We start from the raw sequence: 18,938 nt of genomic DNA on the forward strand, positions 1-18,938 counted from the left end.
AAAAACCAGCATTTTATGTTGCGGACAGCCCTTGTCTAGGCTCTATGTGTCCAGCCTATCAGGGGGGTGTGAGTGTCGGAAGTTGAAAAATCGGTCTTCCAAAGCGATCTGCCTTTAAAGGAAAAGCTCGAGCGAGCCAGGATGGAATTGCTCGACCTTTCTGCTCGCAACCGACTTTTGAATGTGCCACGGTTTTCAAAGAGCGCGAAGACGATCGATATTGTCGACGAGAGGTCGTCTGAGATCTATCGATTGCTGGTGAGCGAAGGAAAGGCTTTTACCTTCCTGGCCGGCAAGCCGGATCGGCCGAAGGCAGGCCAGGTTGAAAGCAGCCCTCCAGACGAGGAAATCGACTATTCCCCCGTTGCTCTTGCTCAGCCTGAGGACGAAGGATTCGACGATAGAGGGGTATCTGCGCGACATTCTGACACCAAGCTTCAGACGAGGATGACCCCAACGGGGCTGCAGCGCCGGCTCCTTGATCTCTACCACGATGCCCGCACACTTGAGGAAGAGCAGGGCGTCAATATCCTCTTTCTGGCCCTTGGCATGCTGAAGTGGATTGACCCGAGCAACAAAGAAAACATCCGTCAGGCTCCTCTCATTTTGGTCCCGGTACGGCTGGAGCGAGGGGCCGCTGGAGAAAAGTTTCGGCTGCGAGCTCGTACGGAAGATCTTACCGCAAACCTCTCCTTGGAACTCTATCTCGACCGCATTCACAAGCTCGCCCTGCCGCGTTTTGAAGTAGGAGACGACTTCGACGTCTCGGCCTATCTCGATGCCGTTGCCGAAGCAGTGTCGACCAAAGAGGGTTGGCAGGTGCTTGCCGATGATATGGTGCTCGGCTTCTTCTCGTTCGCAAAGTTCTTGATGTACCGTGACCTGGATCCGGATCTCTGGCCGGATGGCGCAAAGATTATCGAACAACCGAAGATCCGCTCGCTTCTTTCAGATGGTTTCGAAACACGCGAACCGCTGATGTCGGACGACATTGCGATTGATCCGCATATCGCGCCTGCCGAAATGTTGCATATCGTCGACAGTGACAGTTCTCAGACGCTGGCGATCCATGATGCAAGAAAGGGTCGCGACCTCGTTATCCAAGGTCCTCCCGGGACAGGAAAATCGCAGACGATTGCAAACATTATCGGGTCGGCCGTTGCCGATGGAAAGACCGTGCTGTTCGTTGCGGAAAAAATGGCCGCACTTGAGGTCGTGAAGCGACGGCTTGACACTGCGGGGGTGGGGGACGCCTGCCTTGAGCTCCATAGCAACAAGGCAAACAAGCGCATGATGCTGGAGGAGTTGCGGCGCACCTGGCAACTCGGATCGCCTCGCGGACAGCTTGCTTCTTCCCTTACTGAACGCCTGCTGGAGGCTAGGGACAAACTCAATGCACATGCTACAAGGATGCATGTTCCATTTGGAACGTCCGAACTCACTCCATACCAGGTTCTTGGCCAGCTAACCCGACTAAGGCAGAACGGGCAAAAGCCAGTTGACATTGAACTTGAGGATGCCACCGCTTGGACGAATGACGGTGTCTCGCAACGTCGCAAACTTCTCGATGACGTGTCTCAGCGGATCAACGAGATCGGCTTGCCGATCCACCACCCATGGCGGGGAGTTGGCCTGGATGTCGTTCTACCAACGACCATTGAGAGGCTCGTCCCACGCATTGCGTCGTCGCTGGATCAAGCAAAGGCTCTGCACGCCAAACTGGCCGATATTGCTGAGCGGATCGAGGCGAAGCCTCCGCAAATCCTCAGCGACAGCGGCGAGGTAGAAGATCGCGCTGAGCTTCTCGCGTCCGCACCTGGACTTCCTGCCGAGGCGCTAGTCTCGCCGGTTTGGGATGAGCGTCCAAAGGACATTGCATCGCTTCTCTGGACAGGAACAGATTTCAACCGCAAATCCGAGGAACTGTCGGAGCAGTTGGTGGCGACGGCTATCGATACGCCAATTGAAGGTCTCGAGACAGAGCTTGCTAAGCTTCCTTCAGACTTTCCGAAAGATGGTTTCGTTCGTGCGCGCCAGCTAACCGTGTTGCTCCCACGCTTAAGAGAAGAAGCTGAGCGGCTAAATCAAGAACTGGGGTCTACCGTTTTACCGGACACGCTTGGAGGACTCCTCAGGTTAGTGATGACCGGCGAGAGAGTTGCGGCAGCCCCCGATGCGAGCCCTGAGGCATTCGCAGCCACAGTTTGGGACTCCGGGCTGGAACAGGCTGGTGACCTTGCCGACAGCGTAGCAACGCTAGAGACTGCTAGAGCCGAGCTTCAGGGCAAAGTTGTTGATGCCGCGTGGAGTACCAACGTGGCCGCGGCGCGGCAAGCGCTCGCCGAGCACACGGGAATATTGAAAGCATTGAATGGTGACTACCGTCGTGCCACTGCACTTGTGCGGACTATTTTGGTGGCCCCTAGCGCGCCTGCGGCGGAGATAGTGGGTCTCCTCGACATTCTAATGAAGGGCCAAGCGGCCGCAGCAAAAGTGCGCGAAGGCGACGCCTTTGGCGGTTCCGCCTTCGGAGCCGATTGGCGCGGTGAGAGATCGTCTTCGGCACCACTCCAGGCGTTAGTGGAGTGGATGCGCACGCTGAGGGGACTTGGCTCGGAACCGCGAACTATAGCCGGGCGGATGGCGGAGCGCTCTGAAGCGGGCGCGCGTGCGGTGCGAGTTCGTAAGGTGATCGACATCGGTCAGCCGATTATCGAGGGGTTTTGGAACGATTTAGGCCACCTTGCGTCATCCATGCAAGGTGACGTGGCTTCCCCCGAGCGGGCCTCGCTGCAACTGATGGAAGCGAAGGCAAGCACTGTAGCTCAAGCCGATGACGCGTCACGACAGGTGCTGACTCACGTTCCAGATCTGATCAGTGAGCGGGTGGAGATACTGCGCCGACTAGGCAGACTACAAGCGCTTGATCAAGAGATCGAGGACGGGGAAAGCCTTGGCAAGTTCGCATTCGGCTCGTCGTGGCTCGGTCGAGGATCCGATTGGGCCGCGCTCGCGCAAGCCGAACTTTGGCTGAGAGAAAATGGCTCAATCCGGCATTTGGCTGCGCGGTTGCCTGAAAGAAAAGAGATCGCAAACTTGGCGCGTTCAGCGCGTGAAGCGGCCCAAGCGGCAGCGCGGGAATTGAAGGCGCTTGCAGGGGATTTGAAAGCCGATGCTCCCTCCTTGTTTGGAGTAGACGATTTTCCAGACGTCGCGATAGTCGAGGTTGTTTCTCGACTGGAGGGGTGGCTAGATCATCAGGAACAGCTCTCGAAATGGGTTGCCTATGGAGAGCGATCCGAAACAGCCCGAAAGGCTGGACTGGGACAGTTGATAGACGGCCTGGCCGACGGCCAGATTACAACAGGATCGGCGCGATCAGTCTTCGATATGGCCTACTACGAACGGATGTTTCTAGCGATGGCGACCGATGAGCCGGAGCTGGCAAGGTTCGACGGGGAACTGCATTCCAGGGCTGTACGTGACTTCGCCGATCTGGACCGACAGAGGATCAAGGCCGGTGCCATCGAAGTTGTGACGGCTCATCACCGAAAAATTCCTTCAAGAGACGGCGGAGCTGGACCAGTCGGACTGCTTCGTTCTGAGATGGCGCGCAGACGGGGCCACATGCCTATCCGGCAGTTGATGCAGAAGGCAGGGCCTGCCATCCAGGCACTCAAGCCAGTGTTCATGATGAGCCCGCTTTCGGTGGCCCAATTCCTGTCGCCCGGCAGGATGTCCTTCGATCTTCTTGTGATGGACGAGGCGTCTCAGATACAGCCTGTGGACGCGCTTGGCTCGATCGCCAGGGCCAATCAGGTGGTCGTTGTTGGCGACGAACGCCAACTGCCACCCACGACATTCTTCGCGAAGGTGACAGGCTCGCAGTCTGAAGATGACGAGGGTGAGGGCGCGCAGGTCGCCGACATAGAAAGCATCCTCGGCCTGTTCACGGCCCGCGGCTTGCCGCAGCGTATGCTCCGCTGGCACTACCGTAGCCGTCACCAATCTCTGATCGCCGTATCGAACAGCCAGTTCTACGAGAACCGGCTTTTCATCGTGCCAAGCCCCTATACCCAAGAGGCAGGCATGGGGTTGCGGTTTCAGCATGTGCCAGAGGGGGTCTTCGATTCCGGTGGCACAGGAACCAATCCGGTAGAGGCGAGAGCAGTAGCCGAAGCGATCATCCGTCATGCGAAGGTGAACCCGCGAGAGACTCTAGGCGTTGCAACATTTTCGGTTAGCCAACGCCGCGCGATCCAGGATGAACTCGAAGGGCTGCGGCGACTAAATCCCGATACGGAGGAGTTCTTTCACGCGCACCCCAGCGAGCCATTCTTCGTCAAGAGCCTTGAAAATGTTCAAGGCGATGAGCGCGACGTGATCATGATCTCAGTGGGGTATGCCAAGAATGCGCAGGGGTACATGGCCATGCGTTTCGGCCCTCTTGGTGCGGAAGGCGGCGAGCGTCGGCTCAACGTCCTCATAAGCCGCGCCAAGCGCAGCTGCGAAGTATTCGCGTCCATCACAGACGAGGACATCGACCTGGAGCGTGGCAAAGGGAAAGGCATCTTCGCCTTCAAGCTCTTCTTGCACTACGCGAGAACAGGGCGAATTTCGCTTGCCCAGGCCACGGTTCGCGAAATGGATTCAATCTTTGAAGAGCAGGTAGCCAACGCGCTGATCGGAAAGGGTTACCAGGTTCATGCTCAGGTTGGCATTGCAGGCTTCTTCATCGATCTCGCGGTTGCTGATCCGGAGAGGCCAGGCCGCTATATTCTTGGCATCGAATGTGATGGCGCAGAATATCATTCATCGCGCTCGGCCCGAGATCGAGACCGGCTACGGCAGTCTGTTCTGGAAGACCATGGTTGGATAATCCATCGCATCTGGAACGCTGACTGGTTTCAGAGGCCACGCGAGCAGCTGGAGCGAACCATATTAGCGATTGAGGCTGCGAGAAAAGAGCTCGATGAGCGGGCCGAATTGGGGGTCCAGAGAAATCGTGCTGTAGCCGTGCAGGTTGTTACGGTCGACAGAGGCAACGTGACGGAAATCGGTCTCGAAAGCACAAAGGGATCCGAGATACCCAATCGAGCCTACGAAGAGGCCGAACTAAACCGACCGGGATCGTTCGAACTCCACGAGACCCCCAGCGGAATCATGGCCGGACTGGTCGAGCAGGTGGTGGCTATAGAAACACCAATCCATGTCGACGAAATAGTTTCGCGTATTCGGGGCGCGTGGGGTCTGCAGCGGGCCGGTGGCAGGATTCAGGATGCAATCGAGCGAGGGGTAGGCCTAGCGCAGAGAGGTGGTGCAGTAGCCCGTCGAGGCAGCTTCTGCTTCAAGCCAGGTGCTCCTGTTCGTCTCAGGGATCGCAGCGGCGTCGTGTCCGCTGGATTGCGCAAGCCCGAAATGATTGCGCAGGACGAAGTCGCCCAAGGCGCCATGGAAGTCGTGAAATCCAACCTCGGTGCGACGGAGGAAGAAATCGCAATAACCGTTGCGAGAATGCTGGGCTTCAAAGCCACAAGTGCACAATTGCGGCAGTTGATTTCAGCTGGGGTCGCCGATTTGATTGCCAAGGGCTTGCTGCGGCCCCAAGACGGTTTGTTGGTGGCCGGCGAGTCCGCGAGCGAGGCATTAGCTGAAGTGTGACCGGGCATTGTAGAGCCCTCGTTGCAATCTCTGTTGAAGCTCGGAACACCTCTTTTGCTGGCGGAGGCCGAATGGCATTTCGATTCGTACACACGGCCGATATTCATCTCGACTCGCCGCTGCGTTCGCTCGCGATGCGTAATCCCGATCTTGCCGGGCTCGTGGGCGACGCCAGCCGCCAGGCATTCGTTTCGATAGTGGATCTCTGCCTAGAGGAACGCGTGGATGCGTTGGTAATAGCCGGCGACCTATACGATGGTGATCAAACCTCGATGAAGACGGCGCGGTTCCTGGCAGCGCAGATGACACGCCTGCACCAGGCCGGCATCAGGGTTTTCAAGATCCGCGGCAATCATGACGCCCTGTCGCGGATTTCCAAACAGCTGGTGTTTCCTGACACCGTGACCATTTTTGGCGGTCGTGCTCAGTCGGTATTGCAGACAGCCGGCGGTGTGGACGTCGTTTTCCATGGTTTGAGCTTTGCGAACCCTAAGGCGCCGGACAGCCTGCTGCCCAAATATCCGGCTGCTCGCGAAGGAGCCGTCAATATTGGCATCATGCATACCAGTCTGGCCGGATCGCCCGGTCACGACGTTTACGCGCCCTGCAGCATCGCTGACCTGCACGCCCACGGTTTCGACTATTGGGGGCTTGGCCACATTCATCTTCGCCAAGTCCATTCCGGCGCAAGCACGGTGGTGATGCCGGGAATACCGCAGGGGAGGGATATCAACGAGGCCGGCGAGAAATCAGTCACCCTTGTGACGGTGCGAGACGACCGTTCGGTGGAGATCGAGGAAAGGCTGACCTGCGTTGCGCAGTTCGAAAGGGTCAGCGTCGACCTTACGGGAGCAGTGGAGTGGTCCGAGGCCGTCGCGCGTGTTCGAAACGCACTCGAAGAGATGCGGGCCGCCGTCCGGTCGCGTCATGCTGTGGCCCGCGTTGGCCTAACAGGAACATCACCATTGTTATGGGCGCTGATCCGCGACAGAGATCTCCTTCTTGCCGAAGCCGAACAGGCTGCGGAACAGCTAGGCCATACGTGGGTGGAGAAGCTCGAGCTTGACCTCGCGCCACCTCGGGCGGAGACGGCCGAGGATATTGCTGATCCGATTTTCGAACTCGAGCAATCCATGCGCGCCGATGCCACCTCGGATGCCTTCCGCGCCGAGGCGAGGGCGTTCGTCCAAAGGATGGTCGCCGACCTTCCGGCCGACGGACGGGATTTTGCTGGGAAGGACGAAGCCGGGCTGGAACGGTTCCTCGATCAGGTGCTTTCCAAGGGCGCAGACTTGGTGACTTCCCGCCTTAAGTCCGGTGGAGCGTCATGAGGCTGCAGCGCCTTGACCTCATTCGCTATGGAAAGTTCACCGATGGTAGGATCGACTTCGGACCCAAACCGGAATCCGGACCTGATCTGCATATCGTGTTTGGCCTGAATGAGGCCGGCAAATCGACAGCGCTTTCCGCCTATCTAGATTTGCTGTTCGGCATCGAGGAACGGAGCCGCTACAACTTCCTTCATGAGTACAGCGCCATGCGCATCGGTGGGGTTCTGGAACTGGCCGGCTCCGAGCACACGTTCACGCGTACGAAACAGCGTACTAATTCGCTATTGAACGCGACGGGCCAATCGATGAGCGAGGTGGCGATCACGGCGCATCTCGCCGGACTGTCGCGTGACGCTTACACGACTATGTTTTCACTCGATGACGAGACGCTGGAAGCCGGCGGAAAATCGATCCTGGAATCGCGGGGCGACCTCGGCAAGCTCCTCTTCACGGCCAGCGCCGGTCTTGGGAACGCAAGCGATACGTTGAACGCCCTCGAGGCCGAAGCAGACGCGCTGTATCGGAAGCAGGCGCATGGCACCGAACTGGCGCTGCTGAAGAAGCGCCTTGTTGACGTGAAGTCGCGCAGGGATGCGATCGACACACTTGCATCGACCTATGAGGGACTGGAGGCCGAACGTCTCGATGCATCGCAGCAGTACGGCCGAACCATCAGCGATCGGGCCGTGCTGGTGGCCAGGCTGGATACCATTGCTCGTTACGTACGTGCTGCGCCGATGCTGGCGGATATGCGCCGCAAGATTGCCCGGCTGGATCAGCTGCCGGACATCACCTCCCCAGCCCGGACATGGACGGGAAGTGTCACCGAACTAATCGATGACGATGCCAGCCTCAGAACGCGACTGTCCGCAAACATCGATGAGGTCGAGCGGCTGTCGGCAAAAGTCACTGCGGTCGACGAGGACGAACGGATCCTGTCGATTTCCGAACGCATTCGCAGCCTGGCGGAGGGCAAGGTGCGCCATACCGCGGCTGGCTTTGACTTGCCCACTCGCAGGATGGGGCTGCAAATCCTCAACAACACCGTGGCAAGCTGCCTTGCCGCCTTGGGCCGGTCTTCCGAGCCGGATCCTGCCGCACTGCTTCTGCCTACCGTCACAGTTGGCGTCGTTCGCGCTATGGTCGAGCAGAGGTCCGGTATTGCTACGGGCGCGCGCGCCGCCCGCGACGAGGCGGCGGCAGCACTCGATGCGTTGCAGGTGGCAAGGCAGCGGGTCGGCGAGGAAAGGGCGGTGCCCGAACCCGCCAGGGCAAGGCTGGGCTCGGCTTTGTCGAAAGCGCGAGCAAGCGGACACAAGGCAGAGATCAAGACGGCTCGCGAGGCGGGAGATGCGGGAACAATCCGATGGAAGGCATCGCTGGCTCGCTTGCGTCCATGGAACGGAGATGCCCTCGCTCTCGTCAACGTTGCGGTTCCGAGCGCCGGGCAGATTGCCGCCTGGAAGACAGTAGCGTCAGTACTGGCAAGGAACACCGCGGTACTTGCCGAACGCCTCGCCGAATACGAGGGCCACCATGCAATGCTCGCCGCACGATTGGATGCCCTTCGAGCCTCGGTCGACGTTGTCGACGATGAAGCGGCTGCCGCCATCCGCCGTCTCCGCGATGATGCGTGGGCAACGCACCGCGCAGTGTTGACTGGTGACACCGCTGACGATTTCGCCGTGGCACTGACGCGCGATGACGTTGCCAGCGCAGGCCGGCTGGCCGGCGCGGCGGATCTGGCCGAGATCCGGGCAATGACGCGTGCCCTGGCCGAGGCCACGGCCAACCTGTCACGAAACGGCATCCAAAGCCAACAGCTCGTCAAGGATGCGGATACCCAATTGTTGGAAATCCGTGTGGCCGCCAGCGACCTCCTCGGAGAAGCCCTGGAACCTTCGTCTGAGCGCCTGATCGAAAGGATCGAGGATCAGATCGAGGCGCGCAGCGATGCGCTCGCTGCCTGGGAGCAGATCGAACTTGCTCGCTTGAAAGCCGAGCGAGCCGCTGACGCCGGCCAGCAGATACACTTGGAAATGAGAGCGGCGCTGGAAAGTGTCGGCATAGTATCAGAGCCCGGCGACACCCTCGAAGCAATCATGGCCATCGCGGAGCTGTTTCTGGACCGGCAGCGCAAGGTGGACGCCGAGTATGCCGAGGCGCTCAGGATGGTGAGTTCCAAAGAAGAGGATCTAGCTGCCCGACGGGTTGCGGTAGGGGTGGCGGAGCGTCGCGAGGAGGAATGGCTGGCCGGCATTACCGAAGCGCTCAAGGGAACGTGGCTCGAAAGCGGTCTGTCCGCGTCAGGCGTTGGCGCTGTGCTCGATCAATTGGCCGAACTGTCAAGAAGCCTGCAGGAGCGGGAGGATCTGCAGCTGCGTATCGACAAGATGGAGGCCGACAGGGCCAATTTTCTGGTCGAGGTCATCGCCGTTGCGGTCGAAGCCGACGAGCCGACGAAGGATGGCGAGCCGGAGCAGTTGGCCACCCGCCTTGCCGAGCGCCTGGAGCGTGCCGAGCGGACACGTGAAACGAAGGCAAGCCTCGGCAACGAGCTGAAGCGCCTCAAGGAGGCGCGCGAAATCCTCGACACCGAGATTTCGGCACACGAACGCCGCAAGAATGAAGTGCTGGGCGTCTTTGGCGTCGCCACTCTGTCCGAGGTAGTCGAACGCGACGAGCTGCTGCGTGAGCGCGACGGCTTGCGCACTACCGTCGCCGAACTTGAGGAACGGGTAGTGGCGGAACTCGCAGTCGATGGATTCGACCAGGCACGCTCGATCCTGGAAGCGATCGATTTCGACAGCCTCGCGGTCGAGAAGGCTGAGGGCGAGCAGCGGCTTCGCCAGTTCGTTGAAATCATCCAGCAACAGCTGATCCGACAGACCCGCGCGGCAGACAAGTTGGACGCCATCGGCGGTGACAGCGCGGTTGCCCGCCTGGATGCCGAACGGCGCACAACCCTGTTGGAAATCGAGGAGAAGGCCGTTCGCTACATTGAGCTGAAACTTGGTATCATGTCGGCTGGAAATGCTTTGCGGATCTACCGTGAGAACCACCGTTCGGGGATGATGGCGCGTGCATCAGACGCATTCAAGCTAATGACCCGTGGGCAGTATTCAGGCCTTACAACCCAGCCCGTCAAAGGCGAGGAGGTTCTCATCGCGGTGCAGCGCGACGGGCAATCCAAGCTCGCTGAAGCGCTTTCGAAGGGCGCGCGCTTTCAGCTCTACCTAGCACTGAGGCTCGCCGGTTATTACGAGTTCGCCCAATTCCGGCCCTCGGTTCCCTTCATCGCCGACGACATCATGGAAACCTTTGACCATATTCGCTCGGAGGAAGTTTTTAGATTGTTTGGGGAGATGGCGAACACAGGTCAGGTCATCTATCTCACGCACCACAAGCACCTATGTGAAATCGCCAAGGCTGTTGTGCCACAATCTACCATTCACCAGCTGGATTAGGCTCGATTAGAATTCGCGTCAAAACGGTTCAACTAACCAACTCGGCTGACATAGGAACCTTCGATCGAATCCATCATGACGTCCCATAGAGGCTGAGAAATGCCTATTTTGTTCTGCAATGTTGCGTGGATGAACGACTACTCCGGGCGGAGCGCGGATGACCCGCCTCTCGGTGGCGGGGCATTTCGAGTAAGCAGGGTTATTGCGCCGAAGAATGCAACTTTGTTGCAGCCAATGACGGGTACGTTTACAGCGCTTCGAGACGATTAAGGGCGAATTGGATCGGCAGGTGCGCCCACAATACGGGTTCAGTTCAAGGGGCGTAACCCGCCCAGCACTACAAGGATAAGATCAGGTCGTTCAGGGCTAGGACGCTCGCCGAAATGCATTCGTGCTGCCCCGGACGGATAGGCACCGTGTCAAAGGGTGAGTGGCCAGGCAAGCTGATGGTATGCGAACGATACGACAGATCGATCCGCCAGAGCATTCGTCAAGAGAGTAAAGGCATTATCGAAGGCGAGCCAGTCGCTCCCGTCGGGGCATCGCCCGCAAGCGGAGGATCGCGCCGCGCCGTGCATGCGATTGGACCTCTCGTCCCGCTGCGCTGCTGAGATCTCTCCTGTCAGGCGATCTAGGTTCCGCGCTTCGGGCCGAGCAGGAAAACTATGAGGGCAGCGACGAACGTGGCAACAGCGCTGTAGGCAATGGCGCTGGCGATCCCCGCATTCTCCACCAATAGCCCGCCGAAAATCGCGCCGGCTGCGATTGCCACTTGGAATGCTACGACCATCAGCACACCGGCGCTTTCGGCCTGCTCGGGAACGGCCCGCCGCACCATCCACGTCTGTAATCCTACCGGCACCGCGCCGAAGGCAAAGCCCCACGCGCCAACCGCAATCCCCGAGGCGAAGGCCGATGCTCCCGCCGTCAGTAGCGAAACAGCCGCTATCCCTATGAGCAGCGGTGCAAGGGCCGCGACTGCCTTGAGACTGTACTCGGCCAGAACCCCGCCGGCCAAATTGCCGAAGAATCCGCCGATGCCAAAAGCAAGCAACACAAGCGAGATCGTCTCGACGTCAAGCGCGGGAATCTTTTCGAGGAAGGCGCGGATATAGGTGATTCCGGCGAAGTGGCCGGAAGCGACCAGCAGGATGACAAAAAGCGCAACCTTGACCATCGGAATCTTTGCCACATCCAGCAGGCTGCGGACGCTAGTCACTCCAATCGGAGGCAGTCTCGGAATGGTTATGAGCTGCACGAGCAGTGTAGCGACACCGCCGGCTGCGGCGAGCATGAAGGCGCTTCGCCATCCCCAGATATCGCTGACATAAGCGCCGATTGGAGCTGCGCAGACGGTAGCTACGGAAACGCCGGTGAGGATGATCGACATAGCGCGAGGCAGGAGGTGGCTTGGAACGAGCCGCATCGCCAGTGCTGCCGACATCGACCAGAAGCCTCCGAGCGCTATGCCGAGCACGACGCGTGCAGTCAGGAGAACCGCCAGCGACCACGCGCCGGCCGCCAGAACGTCCGACAGGATCAGCAGCAGCGTCATGGTCCACATGACGGTCCTGCGGTCCAGGCGCTTTGTGATGATGGCCACCGTCGGCGCCGAGATCGCCCCGACGATAGCTGTCGCCGTCATCGCCTGTCCAGCCGCTCCCTCGCTGATAGCGAGATCATGCGCGAGGGGCGTGAGCAGGCTGACAGGCAGAAACTCTGCCGTGACCAGCCCGAAGGTGCCCAAGGAAAGCGAAATGATGGCACCCCATGCGGGACCAGACGGTGGGACAGGCTTTTCTGGGTCGTGCAGAACAGCGTTCATGACGCCTGCTGCGGATCGGGTCATGAACGAAGTCTCCACTTTGATGCAATGCAACGTGATGTAGGCTGCCTTGACCCAAATCTAAAAACACAAGCGCATTTCCCGGCGGCGTTGCACTGAGGAGGGGATGTTCATTGCTTCGCGATACTTTGTGACGGTGCGGCGCGCAACATCAATGCCGGTTTCCTTCAGCCGGACAGCGATGTCCTCGTCGGAAAGCACGTCGCCGGGAGATTCTGCGGCAATGATCGCTTTGATCCGATGCCGGACAGCTTCGGCGGAGTGCGCATCGCCGCCTTGGCAGGACGCGATCGCGACGGTGAAAAAATACTTCAGTTCAAAAACTCCGCGCGGGGTAAGCATGTACTTGTTCGAGGTCACCCGGCTTACCGTCGACTCGTGCACGCCGATCGCGTCAGCGACGGTTCTAAGATTGAGAGGCCGCAGGTGGGCGACGCCATGTTCCAAAAAGGCATCCTGCTGACGCACGATTTCAGCCGCAACCTTAACAATCGTCTTGGCGCGCTGATCGAGGCTGCGGATTAGCCAGTTCGCGTTTTGCAAGCATTCGTCGAGAAATGCTTGATCTTTCGAATTTTGGGCAGTCTGACGCGTGACTTCGGCATAGTAGGTTTGGTTGATCAGCAGCTTCGGCAGCGTGGCGGGATCAAGTTCGATCTGCCACCCGCCTTGCGGCGAGGGCGTGACCCAGACGTCGGGTATGATTGATTCAGACGCACCGGATTCGAATCTGTTCCCAGGCTTTGGATCGAGCGCACGAACCTCATGCATCATGTCGAGAAGGTCTTCTTCATCGACGCCGCAATGCTGCTTCAGCGCCTCAAAATCGCGTCGCGCAAGCATTTCAAGATGGGCAACCAAAGCTGCCATTGCTGGGTCGAGCCGGTTTCGCTGGCGCAACTGAATCTCGAGGCATTCTCTGAGACTTCGCGCAAAAACTCCCGGTGGATCAAATTGCTGCAAGGTTCCGAGAACCCGTTCCACAACAGCCTCATGGACATTTAGGCTCTCGGCCAGCTCCAAAAGGCTTGCCCGAAGATAGCCAGTGTCTTCCAGATCGGCGGCAAGCTGGCCAGCGATCAGCCGCTCCTGTGGTGTGAACGCAGTGAGGGCGATCTGACGAGCGACATGGTCGTGCAATGTTTCGGCGAGGGTGGCAAACTCGTCGAGGGAAGGGCCATTGCCCGGCGGGTTGTTGGTCGTGTTGCGAAGTGATTTCCATTGCCCGAGCCGTTCAGGCGACCCTGCCCCGGTCGGACCTTCAACGGCGTTTGCTCCAAAGCCGACAGGCTGATCCGCTCCCGAAATCGAAGCATCGTCAAAAGGCCCGCCATCGTTTGACGCAGATTCCAAGAGCGGGTTCTTCTCGATTTCCCCCTCCACGAACTGATGCAGTTCGGTATGCGCCAGTTGCAGCAAGCGAATCGACTCAATGAGTTGAGGCGATGCGACGATGGATTGCTTCTGGCGCTGAAACAGGCTTGCTGAAGATTGCATGGTGAGTGCGATAATCCTGTCGAGGAGCCTCTTGGGGCCTGCAATGGCGCCAGTGAGACGTTTTCTAGGTCATGCGGCGGCTTTCAGCGTTTCGAGAACGTTTTGCGGGGATGAAACGCCATACGGGTCGGCCTCGCAGTTGTCGGAGAAACCTTCCTCCTCGAACCAGTGCTCCACCACGCCATTGTTGATCAGGGCGGCGTAGCGCCATGAGCGCATCCCGAATCCGAGATTGTCCTTGGCAACCAGCATGCCCATCTTGCGTGTGAACTCGCCTGAGCCATCGGGGATGAGCTGGACCTGCTTCAGGCCCAAGGACTTTCCCCACGCATTCATGACGAAGGCATCGTTGACCGAGAGGCAGTAAATCGCGTCAATTCCCTGCTTCGCAAACTGATCATAGAGCTCTTCGAACTTGGGCAATTGGTAGGTCGAGCAGGTCGGGGTGAAGGCGCCAGGCAGCGAGAACAGGATGACCCGCTTGCCGGCAAAGTAGTCGCCAGATGTTTTTTCTTGCCAGCGATATGGATTTGGCCCCTGGACTGACTTATCGTGAACACGCGTGAGAAAGGTGACGAAGGGAACTTTCTTTCGAACTGTCATCAAGTTGCTCCTGAAGAAGACTGCGCTGAATTCTGGCAGAGGCTGGCGCAATACCGGGCAAAGGCTCGTATCCCCGGCACGGAATGAGGGCCTCGCGGCTCGCAACCTCCTTTTTTCCCTCCCGACGTATGGGAACGTCTTGGCGGTTGGTCTTGGCCACCCGAACGCAATCGATCTGAGCGAGCTGGACACCGTCGAGCCGGTTGCTTTCCACGGCTATGGCGCCGGAAGCGGGATCGGTCACTAGCGATAGTGCGTTTGGAAAAGGGATAGCGGCCGGAAGGAGCCAATATCGCAAAGCATGTGGGGGCCTGAAATGTCACTTCACGCAACAGACCCGCTTCACTGGATTCCGCGTCACTGGACTGGTTCAGCATGTTGTCGATATGTGGCAGTGACCCGCCGGCTTTGGCTTGGGTGACGACCCTTTGACAAGGCTTTTCGGCACTCAGATGCTGAACAGAACCGGCAAACCGCATTTGCGTGCGCTGCCCGTGTTGGCGTGCCGGCATCGGACCAGCCATGCGCAAAGCGGCCATCCAGAACGGACTTCCGGAGGAGACGATGCCCCGATGTTCAGCTGCAAGGGGCACCGTCTCCTCAGGCCACGGTCTGGAGCTTCGCGTGTCGGGCATGGTGCAAGTCGCTTTCATCGTGATTTGATGGTGCTCTAACCAGGAGCAGCAAGCGGCGTGCCATTTGGAATAGAGGGGCTGTTGGACCGCCCCTCCTTCTCGGAGGCCGTGTCTTAGAAGATCGGGCGCGCTATAACCGCCTCGTCACACAGGCAACAACGATGCTGTATGGTGCGGATATTCGGCGCTTCAGCCCCGGCTGGGCAAAGACGAACCGGAAGCCGAGCCGATGCATTACCTGAGCCTGGAGGGCACTCCAGTCATTGCGTAACGTGTGGCGCTAGCGTTCATTGGTGCGCCGGCACGGCTATCGCGAACATGCGCCTGTCGCAGCGACCATGAGCGGGCGCTCTTGGGCAAGCGCCTTGGCCCCGTGAGGATCGAATTCCCCAATCGTGTCTGTTCGCCGCCTCTTATGTTCGAAACTGGACCAGAATGTCGCAAGCCCGACCTAAAGGTCGCCGAGACGTTCTGTCCGACACTTTTCCGTCGCCTTTGTTGGCCCGCGACACCGGCCTATTTCGCCTAGCTCTTCTCTGGCCTCAGGCTAAGCCCCTAAAAGCATCACAGATTTTTTTCTTCGGTTGGCCAAATTGGCACGAGTTTTGAAGCCGCTTCGTTGCGGGCCGGGAGCCGCCGACCGACTTTCATTTCGTGGATGGCACGAATGGAACGAAGAAAGAAAAGCAAAATGTCAAATCCGCGTCGGATAGCGTCTATGGGCATGGGGTCCTCGGCGAACCGCCCTTACCCAACAGCTCGCCGCTCTTGTCGACCCTTGCGCAGGAAATCTTGGCCGGCGGCGAGTCAAAGGCCCACCACACCGACTTTATCCTGACCTCGAAGGTACAGGATAACGTTCTGCATCTCGCCGCGCGTTTGCCTAGGCAGTTAAGCGTTAGCCGATCCTGATAATCGGTCTGCCTTCCGACGACGTCGTCTACATGCCGTCTTAGGTCTTCTCTACCGCAGCGCCCGCCGGTCACCTTCCGCCCTTCCATCGCTATAGAGTGAAGTGCCAGCATGTCCGAACAACCTTTGCCGACGCTGCCGATGTGGCGCGTCGATCACATTGAGCCCTCGCCTGAGATGTTGGCGCTACGGGCCAACGGTCCGATCCACCGCGTGCGCTTCCCGTCCGGGCACGAAGGCTGGTGGGTGACAGGCTATGACGAGGCCCGGGCGGTGTTGTCCGACGCGGCGTTCCGGCCCGCGGGAATGCCGCCGGCGGCATTCACCCCGGATTCGGTGATTCTCGGTTCGCCAGGATGGCTGGTCTCGCACGAGGGGGGCGAGCATACGCGGTTACGCACGATCGTGGCGTCGGCCTTCAGCAACGGCAGGGTGAAGCTGCTCGCGCAGCAGGTCGAGGCGATCGCCGCGCAGTTGTTCGAGACGCTGGCGGCCCAGCCCCAGCCCGCCGATCTGCGGCGCCACCTCTCCTTTCCGCTTCCCGCCATGGTCATTGGCGCGCTGATGGGCGTGCTCTACGAGGATCACGCCTTTTTCGCCGGGCTGTCCGACGAGGTGATGACGCACCAGCATGAAAGCGGCCCGCGAAGCGCGTCGCGCTTGGCCTGGGAAGAACTCCGCGCCTACATTCGCGGCAAGATGCGGGACAAGCGCCAGGATCCGGGCGACAACGTGCTGACGGATCTGCTCGCGGCGGTCGACCAGGGCAAGGCGACCGAGGAAGAGGCGATCGGCCTGGCGGCGGGCATGCTGGTGGCGGGGCACGAGAGCACCGTGGCGCAGATCGAATACGGCCTGCTGGCCATGTTCCGCCATCCGCAACAGCGCGAACGCCTGGTCGGCGATCCATCCCTGGTGGACAAGGCGGTAGAGGAAATCCTGCGCATGTACCCGCCGGGCGCCGGCTGGGACGGCATCATGCGCTATCCGAGGACCGACGTGACCATCGCGGGCGTGCATGTTCCCGCGGAGAGCAAGGTGCTGGTCGGCCTGCCGGCGACGTCATTCGATCCGCGCCATTTCGACGACCCGGAAATCTTCGACATCGGACGTGACGAAAACCCGCACCTGGCGTTCTCCTACGGGCCCCACAACTGCGTCGGCTTGGCGCTGGCCAGGCTGGAACTCAAGGCGGTGTTCGGTTCGATCTTCCAGCGCTTTCCCGCGCTGCGCCTGGCCGTGGCGCCCGAAGAACTGAAGTTGCGCAAGGAGATCATCACTGGCGGGTTCGAGGAGTTCCCGGTGCTCTGGTGATGCGCGGACGCCACCAGGAATCCCGATGTTCTCGAGTTGCCGGCGCGACTGCCGCGCGCCGACCAGATCAGCCAGCCAACAGGTGACCAAGATGGACGTGCAAGAAACCATGGCATCATGCCGGGACGCCTTCGCCGAACTGGCGTCGCCAGGGTGCATTCAGGACCCGTACCCATTCATGCGGTGGTTGCGCGAGCACGATCCGGTACATCGCGCGGCGTCGGGCCTCTTTCTGTTGAGCCGTCACGCCGACATCTACTGGGCGCTCAAGGCCACGGGCGATGCTTTTCGGGGGCCGGCACCAGGCGAACTGGCGCGCTATTTCCCGCGTGCGGCGACCAGCCTGTCGCTAAGTCTGCTGGCGTCCACTTTGGCGATGAAGGAACCTCCAACGCATACGCGTCTGCGCCGGCTGATCTCGCGCGATTTCACCATCGGCCAGATCGACAAGCTGAGGCCGACCATCGCTCGCATTGTCGCAGCGCGCCTGGACGGCATGGCGCCCGCACTGGAGCGCGGGGAGGCAGTGGACCTGCATCAGGAATTCGCGCTGGCCTTGCCCATGCTGGTTTTCGGCGAACTGTTCGGCATGCCCCCGGACGACATTCTCGGGCTCGTCACCGGCATCAGCGCCATTCTGGAAGGCCTGAGCCCGCACGCCAGCGATCCCCAGCTCGCCGCGGCGGACTCGGCCAGCGCCAGGGTTCAGGCCTACTTCGGCGACCTCATACAGCGCAAGCGCTCCGATTCCAGCCACGACATCGTGTCAATGCTGGTCGGCGCACACGACGGCGATGCCGAGATGCTGTCGGATACGGAATTGATCAGCATGCTCTGGGGCATGTTGCTGGGCGGCTTCGCCACCACTGCCGCGGCCATCGGCCATGCTGTCCTGGCGATGCTGGCGTATCCCGAACAGCGGCACTGGCTGAAAGGAGATGCCATGGGGGTAAAGGCATTCGTCGAAGAAGCCCTGCGCTACGACGCGCCCGCCATGTTCAGCTCCATTCCGCGTATCGCCCAGCGCGACATCGAACTGGGCGGCGTGGTGATCCCGAAGAACGCGGACGTGCGCGTTCTGATCGCGGCCGGCAATCGTGACCCGGACGCCTTCGCCGATCCGGACCGCTTCGATCCCGTGCGGTTCTACGGCACCAGTCCTGGCATATCGATCGACGGGAAGATCATGCTGGCCTTCGGCCACGGCACCCACTTCTGCCTTGGTGCGCAACTGGCCCGGGTGCAGTTGGCCGAGAGCCTGCCGCGGATCCAGGCGCGCTTCCCCACGCTGGCATTGGCCGAGCAGCCGACCCGGGAGCCCTCCGCGTTCCTTAGGACGTTCCGCGCGCTGCCGGTGCGGCTGCATCGGCAGGAGGGCTGAGATGCGCGTCGTGGTCGATCAGGATCTGTGCGGAACTACCGGGCAGTGCGTGCTGACGCTGCCGGGCGCCTTTCGCCAGCGCGAACCGGACGGGGTGGCCGAAGTGTGCGTGGCGACGGTCCCGCAGGCGCTGCACGCCGCCGTGCGGCTTGCGGCCAACCAGTGCCCGGTCGCCGCCATTCGGGTCATCGAAAGCGATGCTGGCCATGACGAGCGCGCCAGCGCCGACCCTGCGCCTTCTCCGGCGCAGGCCGAGCGGCATGCCGCGAAAGAACAAGGCAATTCAGGAGG

At 60.1% G+C, this 18,938-nt stretch carries 8 protein-coding genes and 1 pseudogene; 6 read left to right on the forward strand and 3 right to left on the reverse strand.

Annotated elements, in window-relative coordinates; translation table 11 throughout:
• The first annotated feature begins 72 nt into the window (after nt 1-72).
• From NKJ88_RS29140 to NKJ88_RS29150, 3 genes are all read left to right on the forward strand, one after another.
• The gene (locus NKJ88_RS29140; RefSeq protein WP_352446502.1) at nt 73-5,661 is read left to right on the forward strand and encodes a DUF3320 domain-containing protein; all 5,589 of its coding nucleotides are present in this window, start codon (nt 73-75) and stop codon (nt 5,659-5,661) included.
• A 71-nt stretch (nt 5,662-5,732) separates the two neighbouring features.
• Nucleotides 5,733-6,992, forward strand: a complete 1,260-nt coding sequence (locus tag NKJ88_RS29145; RefSeq protein WP_023687333.1) for a metallophosphoesterase family protein — start codon at nt 5,733-5,735, stop codon at nt 6,990-6,992.
• A complete protein-coding gene (locus NKJ88_RS29150; protein WP_352446503.1) occupies nt 6,989-10,459 on the forward strand; it encodes an ATP-binding protein in 3,471 nt (1,156 codons plus the stop codon). The genes NKJ88_RS29145 and NKJ88_RS29150 overlap by 4 nt, the downstream gene beginning before the upstream one ends.
• Before the next feature lie 631 nt (nt 10,460-11,090).
• On the opposite strand, the gene NKJ88_RS29155 is transcribed toward NKJ88_RS29150, so the two are convergent.
• From NKJ88_RS29155 to NKJ88_RS29165, 3 genes are all read right to left on the reverse strand, one after another.
• A complete protein-coding gene (locus NKJ88_RS29155; protein WP_286456083.1) occupies nt 11,091-12,308 on the reverse strand; it encodes an MFS transporter in 1,218 nt (405 codons plus the stop codon).
• 57 nt (nt 12,309-12,365) lie between these two features.
• Complete coding sequence (rpoN, locus tag NKJ88_RS29160; RefSeq protein ID WP_023806321.1) at nt 12,366-13,802, reverse strand: RNA polymerase factor sigma-54; 1,437 nt, start codon at nt 13,800-13,802, stop codon at nt 12,366-12,368.
• Nucleotides 13,803-13,871: 69 nt separating this feature from the next.
• Nucleotides 13,872-14,405 (reverse strand): peroxiredoxin, encoded by a 534-nt coding sequence (locus NKJ88_RS29165; protein ID WP_352446506.1) that lies wholly within the window; start codon nt 14,403-14,405, stop codon nt 13,872-13,874.
• A 1,658-nt stretch (nt 14,406-16,063) separates the two neighbouring features.
• Here NKJ88_RS29165 and NKJ88_RS29170 point away from each other — a divergent pair.
• From NKJ88_RS29170 to NKJ88_RS33040, 3 genes and pseudogenes are all read left to right on the forward strand, one after another.
• A complete protein-coding gene (locus tag NKJ88_RS29170) occupies nt 16,064-17,266 on the forward strand; it encodes a cytochrome P450 (RefSeq protein ID WP_352446507.1) in 1,203 nt (400 codons plus the stop codon).
• Nucleotides 17,267-17,357: 91 nt separating this feature from the next.
• Nucleotides 17,358-18,647: a cytochrome P450 gene (locus NKJ88_RS29175; protein ID WP_352446508.1), complete on the forward strand. Its 1,290-nt coding sequence runs from the start codon at nt 17,358-17,360 to the stop codon at nt 18,645-18,647.
• A 1-nt stretch (nt 18,648) separates the two neighbouring features.
• A pseudogene (locus tag NKJ88_RS33040) lies at nt 18,649-18,936 on the forward strand (ferredoxin); the annotation flags it as partial.
• Nucleotides 18,937-18,938: the final 2 nt, after the last annotated feature.

This window comes from Mesorhizobium sp. M0016, assembly GCF_040324035.1.
In the GTDB taxonomy this organism is placed as follows: Bacteria; Pseudomonadota; Alphaproteobacteria; order Rhizobiales; family Rhizobiaceae; genus Mesorhizobium.

Bases quoted from the DNA above. Each gene is read 5' to 3' on its own strand.
- NKJ88_RS29145 (WP_023687333.1), top strand. From the start codon at position 5,733: ATGGCATTTCGATTCGTACACACGGCCGATATTCATCTCGACTCGCCG.
- NKJ88_RS29150 (WP_352446503.1), top strand. From the start codon at position 6,989: ATGAGGCTGCAGCGCCTTGACCTCATTCGCTATGGAAAGTTCACCGAT.
- NKJ88_RS29155 (WP_286456083.1), bottom strand. From the start codon at position 12,308: ATGACCCGATCCGCAGCAGGCGTCATGAACGCTGTTCTGCACGACCCA.
- rpoN (WP_023806321.1), bottom strand. From the start codon at position 13,802: ATGCAATCTTCAGCAAGCCTGTTTCAGCGCCAGAAGCAATCCATCGTC.
- NKJ88_RS29165 (WP_352446506.1), bottom strand. From the start codon at position 14,405: ATGACAGTTCGAAAGAAAGTTCCCTTCGTCACCTTTCTCACGCGTGTT.
- NKJ88_RS29170 (WP_352446507.1), top strand. From the start codon at position 16,064: ATGTCCGAACAACCTTTGCCGACGCTGCCGATGTGGCGCGTCGATCAC.
- NKJ88_RS29175 (WP_352446508.1), top strand. From the start codon at position 17,358: ATGGACGTGCAAGAAACCATGGCATCATGCCGGGACGCCTTCGCCGAA.